Here is a 12,752-nt window from a genome sequence, read left to right as displayed (position 1 = left end):
TCCTGACCCTAGCTGCCGAGTACAGCTCCCCTGATCGTGGTCACGTTGTGGCGCATCATATCGATGTACGTGGATGCCGGCTCATCGGGGCCCGACAGAGCGTCGGAATAGAGCGTGCCGCCGATCTTGAGGCCCGTTTCATCCGCAAGCTGTCTGGTAAGCCGGGGATCGGTGATGTTTTCCACGAAGATCGCGGCGGCCTTGTCTTCGCGCACCTGCTCGACCAGTCGCGCGATATCTGCGGCGGAAGCCTCGGATTCGGTTGAAAGTCCTTCCGGCGCGAGGAAATGAATGCCGTAGGCATTCTCGAAGTAGCCGAACGCATCGTGGGAAGTGATGATCGTTCGCTTGCCTTCGGGAATGGACGCAACGGCTGCTTTCACTTCGGCATCAAGCGCCACCAGCTTGCCGATATAGGACGCCGCGTTTTCCTTGTAGGTGCTGCAACCTGTAGCGTCGGCCGCGCAGAATGCATCCGCGATATTCTGAACATAGATTTCCGCATTTGCGATCGACTGGAAGGCATGCGGATCAACGCCACCCTCATGCCCATGCTCCTCCTCAGCAGAGGCTTCGTCATGGTGGTGATCCTCTTCTTTGGCCTCGATGGGTGAAATACCCTTGGTCAGTTCGACCACGTCGGCCTTTGTCGCGCTCGAATCGACGAGACGTTGCAGGAAGCCTTCGAAATGCAATCCGTTGACCAACACCACATCGGCGGCCTGCATGGCTACCGCGTCGGTCGGCTTCGGTTCGTAAACATGCGCGTCGCCGCCCGGACCCACGAGGGTCGTGAGATCAATGCGCTCGCCGCCGACTTCATGGGCAAAATCTCCAATGATCGAAAAGCTGGCGACGACGTGAAGCTTGTCTTGAGCGGTTGCTGGGAATGCCAATGCAAGCGCGGCAGCTGAAACGGAAATACGGAGCAGAGATTTCATATCGAGTTCCTATGCTGTTCGATGACGATGTCTTGCGAGATGCGTGCGGATGGCACCACGCGTTCCAAGCAGAACCGAGCCGATGTAGATCCCGCCTGCAAAGAGGATGATTGAGGGGCCAGAGGGCAGGGCGGCGTGATACGAAATCAGCAATCCGCCGACACAGGAGATCGCCCCGAAGAGCACGGCGAGCAGGCACAATGTTTCGACGCGGTTCAGCCAGAAGCGCGCCGCCGCCGCCGGCAGCATCATCAGTCCCACGGACAGAAGCGTGCCGAGCGCCTGAAATCCGCCGACGAGATTGAGCACCGTCAGCGCGAGGAACACAAAATGCACCGTCGTGCCCAACCGGCTGACAGACCTGAAAAAGAGCGGGTCCAAGCATTCGGCGACGAGGCCGCGCCAGAAAATCGAAAGTCCTGCAAGCGTCAATACGGTGATCGACGCGATGAGCATGAGGGCGGAATTATCCAGCGCCAGAACAGTTCCAAACAACACATGCATCAGGTCGACGCTCGATCCGCGCAGTGAAACGATCATCACGCCAAGCGCGAGAGAAATCAGGTAAAAGGCAGCGAGCGACGCGTCTTCCCTCTGGAGGGTGAGGCGTGAAACGACCCCGGCCCCGAAGGCGACCACCAACCCGGCAACCAGGCCGCCCACGGTCATTGGAATGATTTCCAGCCCGAACAACAGGAAACCCACAGCCGCACCGGGCAGAATCCCGTGTGAGATTGCGTCGCCGGTAAGGCTCATCCGCCGCAGCATCAGGAACACACCCACCGGGCAAGCGGAAACCGACAGCATCAACGATCCCGCCAGGGCTCGCTGCATGAAGCCGTACTCAACGAAGGGCGCGAGCAACAGTTCATACATGGCGCGACCTACACGTGCTCATGATGTGTATGATCGTGCTTGTGATCATGATGCGCGCCCGAAGGCGATGATTGCGCTGTCTCGTCGCCGCACCAGGGCGCATCTTCCTGCCATGCCTCCTCGAAATGACGGGCGGCAAGCATGCGTTCGGGAAGAAGCGCGTCGCGGGCAGGTCCCCACGCCACGGCCTGCCGCGCGAGAAGAAGGGCCTCCGGAAAGTTCTCGCGCACCATCTCAAGATCGTGCGCGACGACCATCACCGTTCGACCCTCTCCATGCCAGCGCCTGATGATGTCCAGAAGGTCCCTGACGGTCTTGGCATCGATAGCGTTGAATGGTTCATCGAGCAGGATCAGGTCTGCATTCTGAAGGAGCACACGCGCAAACAGCGAGCGCTGCATTTGCCCGCCTGACAATGTATCGAGGGCGCGGTTCTCAAACCCCTCAAGCCCGACGGCTAGAAGCGCTGCGGAGAGGTGTGCCCGGTCCTCCGAAGTGTACCGCCCGAACAGCCCGCGCTTCGGCCAGAGACCGAGCGCAATGAGGTCGGCAACACGTGCCGGAAAGCTGCGGTCGATTTCGGACTGTTGCGGTAGATACGCAATGCGCGTGCCGGGCCGCGCGGCAATCGAGCCGGACATTGGCTTGAGCATGCCGACAATCCCTTTGAGCAGTGTCGACTTGCCTGAACCGTTTGCCCCGACAACAGCGGTCAGAGAACCCTTGCGCAATGCGCCGTTCAAGTGGTGAATGGCTGCATGGCTGCCATAGCCCAATGTCAGATTGTTGAATGTGAGACAGGTTTCGGTCATGCGATATGCTTGCAACGAAGATGTAATGTTATTACATTGCTAAGTGATGTTATTACATACGTCAAGCTTGCGGCTGGCACTTGACCGAAAAAATGATGTAAATGAAGCATGGCCGAACTAACGAAGAACCAGTCCCTGGTGTTTGAAGCGCTGAGCCGGGCGCATGCGCCGCTCAGTGCCTATTCGCTGCTTGATCAGTTGCGCGAGCATGGGTTCCGTGCGCCGCTTCAGGTTTACCGCGCGCTCGACAAGTTGCAGGAAGCGGGACTCGTGCATCGCCTCGAAAGCCTGAATGCCTTCGTCGCCTGTGCGCACAAGCACAGCGACCATGATGCGCACTGCCACGGATTGGTGGCATTCGCGATTTGCGACAAGTGCGGGCAGGTGGCGGAGTTTGCGGATGACGAGATCGAAGCGCGTCTCGATGCCTGGGCCAATCGCTCCGGCTTTCGTGCCGAAAAGACAACCGTCGAAATTCGTGGTCTTTGCGCAAGCTGCGCATAGGAACCGCCAACCGAATTTGTAGCCTTAACAGCACCGGCACGTATTCTCTTTATTTCAGATCACCAGTGAGGACTATTGAATGACCATCCGTCGCATTGAGACCGGACCACGCATGAGCCAGGCCGTCATACACGGCAGTACCGTCTACCTTGCCGGGCAGGTCGGCAATCCGGGAGACAGTGTGGCGCAGCAGACGTCGGATGTGCTTGCCGCGATAGATCGGCTCCTGGCCGAGGCAGGCACCGACAAGACCCGGATCCTGCAAGCCATCATCTGGCTGTCCGACATCAAGAATTTCCCCGAGATGAATGCCGTCTGGGACAAGTGGGTGCCGCAGGGCCACGCTCCCGCCCGCGCAACAGGCGAGGCCAAACTCGTAGCCCCGGAATACCTTGTCGAAATCATCGTGACCGCGGCCATTTGAACCGCAACGCAGCCGGATTTTCCGGCGCTGCGCTCAGTTTGGCTCGAAACGGGCCACAAGGCTGTGGCTTTCGCCAGGGTAGATGAAACGGGCGAAAGTCACGGGCAGGTCCGCAGTCCATGTGCGCCGTTCGATGACAAGGCAAGACGCGCCTTCGTCGATGTCCAGCGCTAAGGCAGTCTCGGCGTCGGCGCTCGCGGCGCTGATGCGGTGTTCGGCGGTGCTCCAAGGCACGCGGTCAATGAGCCATGGCCCGGGCGCAATCTCATCGAACGGCTCGTCGGCGGCCTCCGGCACGGTGGAAAGGCTGATAAGGCGGTGCTCAAGACAAAACGGGCGTGAACCCGCGCGATGAAGGCAGGTCATCGCCAGCAGTCTGCGCGGTCGTTCCGGCCCAAGCAACTCCTTGTCTTCCGGCACGCTGCGGCGCAATTCCCGATCTGCGAGCTTGTAGCGATATGGCAGGCCGAGCGCCTCGACTTCCGATCGGATATCGGTGATCTCGAGCACGGCTGCCTGGCTGCGCGGGCTGCGTACGAAACTGCCCGACCTTCGCCTGCGCTCGATAAGTCCTGTCTTGGCAAGCTGTGACAGCGCTTTGTTCACCGTCATACGCGAGCAGCCGTATTGGACGGTCAACTCGTGCTCGAACGGAATGCGATGACCGGGCGGCCATGAGCCGGATACGATCTTTCCGCGGATGTCGTTCAGAATGCGTTGATAGAGAGAGGTGGCTTCCTCGCTCTCTGCTGTTGCGATGGGGGCGGATTCATTCATTGACCCAGCCATAGACCTATGCTGCAGCCAGTTCCATCATCGCGGCCCGGAATCTTTCGGCAATGCGCTCGCGGTGGAGGTGGCGCCCGCCTTCCACAACCTTGCTGCCGTGCACCCAGACGCAGTCGATGGATGTGCCATTGCCGAAAATCCACGCGTCCAGAATGGCGTCGCCGGATTTTCCGGCAAGGCTCGGGCGGTCGGCGTCGAGCGAGATAAAATCGGCATTTGCGCCTGCCACCAGCCCTCCGTGTGCGCCGAGCGCCTGGCCGCCACCCGACAAGGCCGAATCGAAGAGGTAGCGCCCATTTGACTGGCCGGGCGTAGCGAGCACGTTGCGCGCGCGATGCTGAAGGCGCTGGGAATATTCGAGCTGGCGCAGTTCGTCGGCGAGCCCGATCAACACGTTCGAATCGGACCCGACGCCGAATGCGCCGCCCATGTCTGTGAATGGCCGCGCAGGGAAAATGCCGTCGCCGAGATTTGCCTCGGTGATCGGACACAGACCCGCCACCGCACCGCTTCCTGCCATGTTGCCGGTTTCGGTGTCGGTCATATGAGTTGCGTGGATCAGACACCAGTTCCGGTCAACCCGCTGGTGGGCGAGCAGCCACTCAACGGGACGCATGCCGCTCCAGGCAACGCAATCCTCAACTTCCCTGATCTGCTCGGCGACGTGGATGTGGATCGGTGCACCGTTCGCAAGAGCGACGACTTCGGTGAGTTCTTCTGGCGTCGCCGCGCGCAGGCTGTGCGGCGCGACGCCGACAATTGCCTGATTCAACTTATCAACGGATTCGCGCGACTTCTCCACAAGACGAGCGAAGCGATTCACATCGTTGATGAATCGCCGTTGTCCGTCATTGGGGGCGGCCCCTCCGAAGCCGGAATGCGCATAGTAGACCGGCAGCAAGGTGAGGCCGATACCGGTTGCCGAAGCGGCGGCCGCGATGCGGTCGGCCATTTCCGAGATGTTTGCGTAGGGCTGTCCGTCCCTGTCGTGGTGAAGGTAGTGAAATTCGCCGACGCGAGTGAAACCCGCCTCCAGCATTTCCACGTAGAGCTGCGCTGCAGTCGCCTCGACCTGTTCCGGCGACATCGACAGGGCGAAGCGGTACATGACGTCACGCCATGACCAGAAACTGTCCGTGCCCGGACCTCGCGTCTCCGCAAGTCCGGCCATGGCGCGCTGGAAGGCGTGGCTATGAAGGTTAGGCATGCCGGGAAGAAGGATCGCATGGCGCTCGTCGCCGGGCTGTAATTGCTGATCCGGCTCCACGGAAATGACCTTCCCATCCTCCATGCCGATGCGGACATCGTTCCGCCAGCCCTTGGCCAACAAGGCTTGTGCCGCAAAAATGTTGGTCAACACATTCTCCCGTGCGACTTCATTGAATGAAACCAGCATGTGCCTCTTGCGCAACTCTGTCAATATGTATATACATAAATGACAATCTTGGGGAGAGGCATGCCCGATCAAGAGCACAATGGTTCCCGGACGACAGTCTGGCGTAATGCGCGGCTGGCGACCTTTGCGGAAGATCTGCCCGCATTGGGAATTGTAGAGCGGGGCGCCATCGCCGTTAATAGCGAGCGCATCGTCTATGCCGGACCTGAATCGGAACTCCCTACCGGCCTGCTCGGCGCGCAGACAGTGGATTGTTCTGGTCGCTGGATCACGCCGGGCCTGATCGATTGCCACACCCATCTGGTCTATGCCGGAAATCGCGCAAGCGAATTTGAAATGCGCCTTGCCGGGGCCAGCTATGAGGAAATCGCGCGGTCGGGCGGCGGCATTGTTTCCTCCGTGAAGTCCGTGCGCGCAGCGAGTGAGGACGAGCTTGTCAGAGAGAACACGCCGCGCTTGCAGGCGCTGATCGCCGAAGGGGTAACGACGGTCGAAATCAAGTCGGGCTACGGTCTCGACCTCGACAATGAGCGCAAGGCCCTGCGCGCCGCACGACGGCTCGGACGCGAAAATCCGGTATCGGTCAAGACCACGTTCCTTGGCGCGCATGCCCTTCCGCCGGAGGCACGCGGCGACAAGGACACCTATATCGGAAGTGTTGTCGATGTGATGCTTCCGGCGATTGCCGCCGAAGGGCTGGCTGACGCGGTGGACGGTTTTTGCGAAGGCATCGCGTTTTCGCCGGACCAGATCGCGCGGGTCTTCGAAAAGGCCCGGTCGCTCGGCCTGCCGGTCAAACTGCATGCCGATCAGCTTTCCGACCTCGGAGGCGCGGCGCTTGCCGCCCGCTATGGTGCACTCTCGGCTGACCACCTCGAATATACGAATCAGGAGAGTGTCCAAGCGATGGCGAGGGCTGGGACCGTCGCGGTGTTATTGCCCGGCGCATACTATTTCATTCGCGAGACGAAGAAGCCGCCGGTCGATCTGTTTCGCAAGCATGGCGTGCGTATGGCGCTGGCAACCGACAGCAATCCGGGCACATCGCCCCTGACCTCGCTCCTGCTCACGATGAATATGGGCGCGACGCTGTTTTCGATGACTGTCGAGGAATGCCTCGAAGGTGTGACGCGCGAGGCGGCGCGGGCGCTTGGGGTTCTTTCCGAAACTGGCACGTTGGAGGCCGGCAAGCGGGCCGACCTTGCGATCTGGGACATCGAGCAGCCTGCTGAACTGGTTTATCGCATGGGCTTCAATCCGCTGCATGCGCGCATATGGAGAGGGCAATGACCGAGATCGTCTTGAAGCCGGGCAAAGCGTCGCTGGCCGATTGGCGCGCCATCTATCGCGGCGCGAATCCGCGACTGGATCACTCCTGCAGGCCGGTCATCGAGGCTAGCGCAAAGGCCGTGGAACGCATTGTCGCAAAGGGTGATCCGGTCTACGGCATCAACACCGGCTTCGGTAAACTTGCCAGCGTTCGTATACCGACGCAAGACCTTGAAATATTGCAGAAAAACATCGTGCTGAGTCATGCTGCGGGGGTTGGCGAGCCCATGCCTCCCGCCGTTGTGCGTCTGATGATGGCGCTCAAGATGGCAAGTCTTGCGCAGGGTGCGTCGGGTGTCCGGGCGCAGACCGTTGCGCTGCTGGAGGCAATGCTTGCCGCAAATGTCATTCCGGTCGTGCCCTGCCAGGGTTCGGTCGGTGCGTCGGGGGATCTCGCGCCGCTTTCCCATATGACAGCCACCATGATCGGGGTTGGCGAGTGCTTCACGCCGCACGGTCGCTTTCCGGCCCACGTCGCCTTTGTGACCCATGGTCTGGAAACGCTGACGCTCGGCGCGAAGGAAGGGCTCGCCCTGCTCAACGGCACGCAGTTCTCGACCGCCTATGCACTCGCCGGCCTATTTGAAGCGGAAACATTGTTCCAGTCGGCGCTCGTCGCCGGAGCCCTGTCCACAGATGCTGCGCGCGGTTCGGATGCCCCGTTCGACCCGCGTATCCATCTCCTGCGCGGGCACGCGACCCAGATCGAAACGGCTGCGGCATTGCGAAACCTTATGGCCGGCAGCGCAATTCGCGAGTCCCATCGTGTCGGCGACGAGCGCGTGCAGGATCCTTATTGTCTTCGGTGCCAGCCACAGGTCATGGGTGCCGCGCTCGATGTGCTTCGCAAGGCTGCCGGGACGCTCGAAATCGAAGCCAATGGTGTGACCGACAATCCGCTGATCTTCGCGGAGGATGATACAGCGCTTTCCGGTGGCAATTTTCATGCTGAGCCGGTCGCGTTCGCGGCAGACATGATCGCCATGGCCGTGTGCGAGATTGGCTCTCTGTCGGAACGTCGGGTTGCGATGCTGGTCGACCCGGCGCTCTCGGGCATGCCCGCATTTCTCACGCCAAAGCCGGGACTCAACTCCGGCTTCATGATCCCGCAGGTAACCGCGGCGGCGCTCGTTTCGGAAAACAAGCAGAAGGCATTTCCCGCGAGCGTGGATTCGATCCCCACATCTGCCAATCAGGAAGATCACGTATCGATGGCTGCGCATGGCGCGCGGCGGCTTCTGGGGATGGTGGAAAACGCGGCAGGCGTTGTCGGCATCGAATTGCTGGCGGCGGCGCAAGGATGCGACTTCCATGCTCCGTTGACCACAAGTCCCGCGCTCGAGTCCGTGCGCGCGCTGGTCCGCAGCGAGGTCCCGCATCTTGACGAAGACCGGCATTTTCATCCCGACATGGAAAAGGCGATCGCAATGGTGCGCGACGGTCGATTGGTTGGGGCTGTTGGCAGCGTGGGGCTGCCGGGAGTGACGGCGTGAACGTGCAGTGGCTCACAGTCAGGCGCGGGGATGCGCCATTGGTGGTCAGCCTGCCGCATACGGGCACGGAACTGGCCGGGCTGGAATCGCGTGTCGTTTCGCCGTGGCTTGCCCGGCGTGATTGCGATTGGTGGATCGACCGGCTTTATGATTTCGCATCCGATCTCGGTGCAACGATCGTCCACACTTCCATCTCGCGTACGGTGATCGATGTGAACCGTGACCCATCGGGCGTATCGCTCTATCCGGGGCAGGCGACGACCACGCTTTGCCCGTTGGATACGTTCGACGGTGACCCTCTTTACAAAGCTGGCGAAGAGCCGGATGAGCGGGAAATAGCGGGGCGCCGCGCTGTATATTTCGAGCCCTATCATCAGGCGCTCGGCGGTGAGCTTGCACGGCTGCGCAGGAAGCACGAAAAGGTCGTGCTATACGATTGCCATTCGATACGATCCGTCCTGCCGCGCCTGTTCGACGGTGAGTTGCCTGTGTTCAACCTTGGCACCAATGACGGCAGGAGCGCCCACCCGGTCTTGCAAAGGGCCGTTACCAGCCTGATTTCAGACTCCGGCGAAAGCTGGGTGGTCAATGGCCGCTTCAAGGGCGGCTATATCACGCGGCATCACGGCCGGCCGGAAAACGGGGTCCATGCGCTCCAGATGGAACTCGCATGCCGTGGCTACATGCGCGAGCCGCAAGGCAAGAGCGACCCCGGCAACTGGCCGTCTCCCTATGACACCGAGTATGCCGCGCCGATCCGCGCGAAACTGGTCGAAATTCTTGAAACCGCCCTTGCGTGGGCGCGCGGCTGAGCCGCGTCAACCGATTGAGGACTGCGCAATGACAACACATACCCGCATCGACAATGAGCGCGTGATCCGCGCGCCGCATGGCACCGAGCTTTCCGCCAAGAGCTGGCTTACGGAAGCCCCGCTGCGCATGCTCATGAACAATCTCGACCCGATGGTGGCCGAACGTCCCGGCGAACTGGTGGTCTATGGCGGGATAGGCCGCGCCGCGCGCGATTGGGAAAGCTATGACCGCATCGTACGCGCGCTGAAATTGCTTGAGGCCGACGAGACATTGCTGGTCCAGTCCGGCAAGCCGGTGGGTGTGTTCAGGACGCACAAGGATGCGCCGCGCGTGCTGATCGCCAATTCGAACCTCGTGCCCCATTGGGCGAACTGGGATCATTTCAACGCCCTCGATCGGAAGGGCCTGATGATGTACGGCCAGATGACCGCTGGGTCGTGGATATATATCGGCAGCCAGGGCATCGTGCAGGGCACCTACGAGACTTTCGTCGAGATGGGCCGCCAGCATTATGACGGCGACCTTGCGGGCCGGTGGATCCTGACTGCCGGTCTGGGTGGCATGGGTGGCGCACAGCCGCTGGCGGCAACGATGGCCGGGGCATCATGCCTTGCGGTCGAGTGCCAGCCAAGCCGTATCGAGTTCCGGCTGAAGACCGGCTATGTCGACGTCGAGGCAAGAGGCCTCGACGACGCGCTTGCCATCATCGACAAGGCCAAAAAGGAAAAGAAGGCAATCTCGGTCGCCTTGTTGGGCAATGCCGCGGATGTTTTCCCCGAACTGGTGCGGCGCGGCGTGCGGCCCGATTGCGTGACGGACCAGACTTCGGCACACGATCCGGTGAACGGCTACCTCCCGCAGGGCTGGACCGTGGCAGAGTGGGAACAAAAGCGCGAGCGCGACCCCAAGGCCGTCGCGGCGGCTGCGAAGAAGTCGATGGCGGTCCACGTCCGGGCGATGCTGGACTTCCACAGGCAGGGCATCCCGACGGTCGATTACGGCAACAACATCCGTCAGATGGCGCTGGAAGAAGGCGTCAAGGACGCTTTCGATTTTCCCGGCTTCGTACCGGCCTATATTCGCCCGCTGTTCTGTCGCGGCATCGGCCCGTTCCGTTGGGCGGCGCTCTCGGGCGATCCGGAAGACATCTACAGGACCGATGCCAAGGTGAAGGAACTCCTGCCGGACAACAAGCATCTTCACAACTGGCTGGACATGGCCGCACGGCGCATCAAGTTCCAGGGGTTGCCCGCACGCATCTGCTGGGTGGGTCTGGGCGACCGCCACCGGCTCGGGCTGGCTTTCAACGAAATGGTCGCGCGGGGTGAGTTGAAGGCGCCCGTGGTGATCGGGCGAGATCATCTGGATTCCGGTTCGGTCGCTTCGCCCAATCGCGAGACCGAGGCCATGAAGGACGGCTCTGACGCGGTGTCCGACTGGCCGCTGCTGAATGCATTGCTGAACACCGCCAGCGGGGCGACATGGGTTTCCCTCCACCATGGCGGGGGCGTTGGAATGGGCTTTTCCCAACATTCCGGCGTCGTGATCTGCGCGGACGGCTCGGAGGATGCGGCGGCCCGCATCGGTCGCGTGCTGTGGAACGATCCGGCGACAGGCGTCATGCGTCATGCAGATGCGGGCTATGAGATCGCCATTGACTGCGCGCTGGAAAACGGGCTCAACCTGCCGGGGATTCTCGGATAGGAAAGCAGCAATGCGGCTCATCCGCGCCAAGGACTATCGACACATGCCGTGGAAAAACGGCGGCGGCGAAACCATTGAAATCGCGGTATTTCCAAGAAGCGCGGACATGCACGGTTTCGACTGGCGGGTGTCGATGGCGCGCGTGGACGGCGACGGGCCGTTCTCCTCTTTTCCGGGGGTCGACCGCACCCTTGCGGTTCTCGATGGACGAGGCATAGAGCTTGAGGTCGAGGGAGAAGGTGCGTGCAGTGTCGGGCGCACGCCGCACAGCTTTCCGGGCGATGCGCCGACAAGCGCGCGGCTGATCGACGGTCCTGTCACGGACCTGAACGTGATGACGCGGCGCGGGAAATACATGCACCGCGTCACACCGGTGGAGCTTTCGGCTGCGCGCGAGATCGTCGTGATGTCGCCGGTCGCTCTTGTCTACTGCCACGAGGGGCAGGTGACGATCGAGCAGGAATTCGTGTCGCCCATCAGTCTCGCGGCGGGCGATACGCTGTTTATCGAGGCCATGCCGAACGGGCTGGAATTGCGTCCCCAACGGCCTTCGCTTCTGTACCTGATCGAGGTGAGCCCAATTCGGGAAGGATGATGGACGCCCGTTCGATCAGAGCCGGTGTCCACGTTCAAAGAGCTTGATTTCCTCCATCACAGCTTCCCGCACGCCGTCGCGGCCAAGCGCCATATGCAGGTTCGCGCCGACGAAGCCCGCAGGCGAACCGCAATCGAACGTGCGTCCCGAGAACTCGAACGGACGTATCTCCTGACTGGCAAGCAACGAAATGATCGCATCGGTCAACTGGATCTCGCCGCCTGCGCCGGGCTTCTGGTTCTCCAGATAGGAAAACACCTCGGGCTGGAGGATGTAGCGCCCGGAAATGAAAAGGTTGGACGGAGCGGTTCCGGGCGCGGGCTTTTCAACCATTCCGGTAATCAACGGCCCGTCCTTCCCCTCGGTCAGGGACACGATGCCGAACTTGTGGGCCAATTCGGGGTCGACCTGTTCGACTGCAATGACGTTGCCGCCGTGTTGGTCGTAGATGTCGATCATTGATTTCAGGCAGGGTTCGGAATCGACCATGAGCATGTCCGGCAGCATGACGGCGAATGGCTCGTCTCCGACAATGTGGCGTGCGCTCCAGATAGCATGGCCAAGGCCCTTGGCCTCCTGCTGCCGCACAAACGACATTGCCCCGACAGTCGGAACCTTTTTTGCAAGCGATTCGGCGATGGCGTCCTTGCCGCTCCGTCGCAAGGATGTGTCCAGCTCGAATGCATGGTCGAAATGGTCTTCGATGGCGGCCTTCATGCGGCCCGTGACCATGATGATATGCTCTATTCCAGAAGCGTAAGCCTCGTCCACGATGTAGTCGAGAACGGGGCGGTCGACGATCGTAAGAAGCTCCTTCGGAACGCTCTTCGTCGCCGGCAACATTCTGGTGCCGAAACCGGCGACTGGGACAACTGCTTTTCGAATTTTCTTCTGCATACTCAAATCCCGTCTGAAATTAGCCCTGTTTGGGCGCAACCACGAACGTCCGCAAGCGTTTCTTGCCGCTAAGTCAAACTGATGTAGAAATTATGTCGATAGACGTTGCGATTGGATCAATCGCAGGTAAGACGGAAATTTCCCGCCAGCGTCCCCGGACGCAAGCCTGTTTCGGAACG

Annotated in this window: 13 protein-coding genes; 7 read left to right on the top strand and 6 right to left on the bottom strand. The window is 61.0% G+C overall.

The genetic code is table 11. The annotated features are described in order from the left end of the window. Positions 1-8: 8 nt before the first annotated feature. Genes aztC through M9924_00750 form a run of 3 tightly spaced genes read right to left on the bottom strand, consistent with a single transcriptional unit; the run spans position 9 to position 2,629 of the window. Positions 9-941, bottom strand: a complete 933-nt coding sequence (gene aztC, locus M9924_00760; protein ID MCO5062925.1) for a zinc ABC transporter substrate-binding protein AztC — start codon at positions 939-941, stop codon at positions 9-11. Between the two features lie 9 nt (positions 942-950). Further along, positions 951-1,817: a zinc ABC transporter permease AztB gene (gene aztB / locus M9924_00755; GenBank protein ID MCO5062924.1), complete on the bottom strand. Its 867-nt coding sequence runs from the start codon at positions 1,815-1,817 to the stop codon at positions 951-953. An 8-nt stretch (positions 1,818-1,825) separates the two neighbouring features. Continuing rightward, positions 1,826-2,629, bottom strand: coding sequence for a metal ABC transporter ATP-binding protein (locus tag M9924_00750; protein MCO5062923.1), 804 nt, complete (start codon positions 2,627-2,629; stop codon positions 1,826-1,828). A 108-nt stretch (positions 2,630-2,737) separates the two neighbouring features. On the opposite strand from M9924_00750, the gene M9924_00745 reads away from it, so the two are divergent. Further along, entirely contained in the window at positions 2,738-3,133 is a 396-nt protein-coding gene (locus M9924_00745) for a transcriptional repressor (GenBank protein MCO5062922.1), read from the top strand. 79 nt (positions 3,134-3,212) lie between these two features. Continuing rightward, positions 3,213-3,557 (top strand): RidA family protein, encoded by a 345-nt coding sequence (locus tag M9924_00740; protein MCO5062921.1) that lies wholly within the window; start codon positions 3,213-3,215, stop codon positions 3,555-3,557. A gap of 33 nt (positions 3,558-3,590) precedes the next feature. Here the strand turns inward: M9924_00740 and hutC are convergent, their stop codons facing one another. Both hutC and M9924_00730 read right to left on the bottom strand, forming a co-directional pair. Next, positions 3,591-4,334 carry a histidine utilization repressor gene (hutC, locus tag M9924_00735; protein MCO5062920.1) on the bottom strand — a complete coding sequence of 248 codons (744 nt, stop codon included), beginning with the start codon at positions 4,332-4,334 and terminating at the stop codon, positions 3,591-3,593. Positions 4,335-4,350: 16 nt separating this feature from the next. Further along, a complete protein-coding gene (locus M9924_00730) occupies positions 4,351-5,703 on the bottom strand; it encodes a formimidoylglutamate deiminase (GenBank protein ID MCO5062919.1) in 1,353 nt (450 codons plus the stop codon). A 99-nt stretch (positions 5,704-5,802) separates the two neighbouring features. Between M9924_00730 and hutI the strand changes: the two genes are divergently transcribed. From hutI to M9924_00705, 5 genes are read left to right on the top strand one after another with little or no spacing between them, the layout of a single operon-like run. After that, positions 5,803-7,032 carry an imidazolonepropionase gene (gene hutI / locus M9924_00725; GenBank protein ID MCO5062918.1) on the top strand — a complete coding sequence of 410 codons (1,230 nt, stop codon included), beginning with the start codon at positions 5,803-5,805 and terminating at the stop codon, positions 7,030-7,032. Then, the gene (gene hutH, locus M9924_00720; protein MCO5062917.1) at positions 7,029-8,564 is read left to right on the top strand and encodes a histidine ammonia-lyase; all 1,536 of its coding nucleotides are present in this window, start codon (positions 7,029-7,031) and stop codon (positions 8,562-8,564) included. The genes hutI and hutH overlap by 4 nt, the downstream gene beginning before the upstream one ends. Continuing rightward, positions 8,561-9,376, top strand: coding sequence for an N-formylglutamate deformylase (hutG, locus tag M9924_00715; protein ID MCO5062916.1), 816 nt, complete (start codon positions 8,561-8,563; stop codon positions 9,374-9,376). The genes hutH and hutG overlap by 4 nt, the downstream gene beginning before the upstream one ends. A gap of 28 nt (positions 9,377-9,404) precedes the next feature. Continuing rightward, positions 9,405-11,081, top strand: a complete 1,677-nt coding sequence (locus tag M9924_00710; protein MCO5062915.1) for a urocanate hydratase — start codon at positions 9,405-9,407, stop codon at positions 11,079-11,081. 10 nt (positions 11,082-11,091) lie between these two features. Continuing rightward, positions 11,092-11,676: a HutD family protein gene (locus tag M9924_00705; GenBank protein MCO5062914.1), complete on the top strand. Its 585-nt coding sequence runs from the start codon at positions 11,092-11,094 to the stop codon at positions 11,674-11,676. A 15-nt stretch (positions 11,677-11,691) separates the two neighbouring features. Here M9924_00705 and M9924_00700 read toward each other — a convergent pair whose 3' ends face one another. Beyond that, entirely contained in the window at positions 11,692-12,579 is an 888-nt protein-coding gene (locus tag M9924_00700) for a UTP--glucose-1-phosphate uridylyltransferase (protein ID MCO5062913.1), read from the bottom strand. Between the last annotated feature and the right edge of the window lie 173 nt (positions 12,580-12,752).

The organism is Rhizobiaceae bacterium (assembly GCA_023953835.1).
Lineage (GTDB): Bacteria > Pseudomonadota > Alphaproteobacteria > Rhizobiales > Rhizobiaceae > Mesorhizobium_G.
The sequence above is the reverse complement of the archived record's forward strand: the minus strand, read 5'-3'. Positions and strand labels throughout refer to the sequence as shown.

Excerpts from the sequence above, each read along its gene's own strand:
- aztC (MCO5062925.1), bottom strand. The coding sequence starts at position 941 with ATGAAATCTCTGCTCCGTATTTCCGTTTCAGCTGCCGCGCTTGCATTG.
- aztB (MCO5062924.1), bottom strand. The coding sequence starts at position 1,817 with ATGTATGAACTGTTGCTCGCGCCCTTCGTTGAGTACGGCTTCATGCAG.
- M9924_00750 (MCO5062923.1), bottom strand. The coding sequence starts at position 2,629 with ATGACCGAAACCTGTCTCACATTCAACAATCTGACATTGGGCTATGGC.
- M9924_00745 (MCO5062922.1), top strand. The coding sequence starts at position 2,738 with ATGGCCGAACTAACGAAGAACCAGTCCCTGGTGTTTGAAGCGCTGAGC.
- M9924_00740 (MCO5062921.1), top strand. The coding sequence starts at position 3,213 with ATGACCATCCGTCGCATTGAGACCGGACCACGCATGAGCCAGGCCGTC.
- hutC (MCO5062920.1), bottom strand. The coding sequence starts at position 4,334 with ATGAATGAATCCGCCCCCATCGCAACAGCAGAGAGCGAGGAAGCCACC.
- hutI (MCO5062918.1), top strand. The coding sequence starts at position 5,803 with ATGCCCGATCAAGAGCACAATGGTTCCCGGACGACAGTCTGGCGTAAT.
- hutH (MCO5062917.1), top strand. The coding sequence starts at position 7,029 with ATGACCGAGATCGTCTTGAAGCCGGGCAAAGCGTCGCTGGCCGATTGG.
- M9924_00710 (MCO5062915.1), top strand. The coding sequence starts at position 9,405 with ATGACAACACATACCCGCATCGACAATGAGCGCGTGATCCGCGCGCCG.
- M9924_00705 (MCO5062914.1), top strand. The coding sequence starts at position 11,092 with ATGCGGCTCATCCGCGCCAAGGACTATCGACACATGCCGTGGAAAAAC.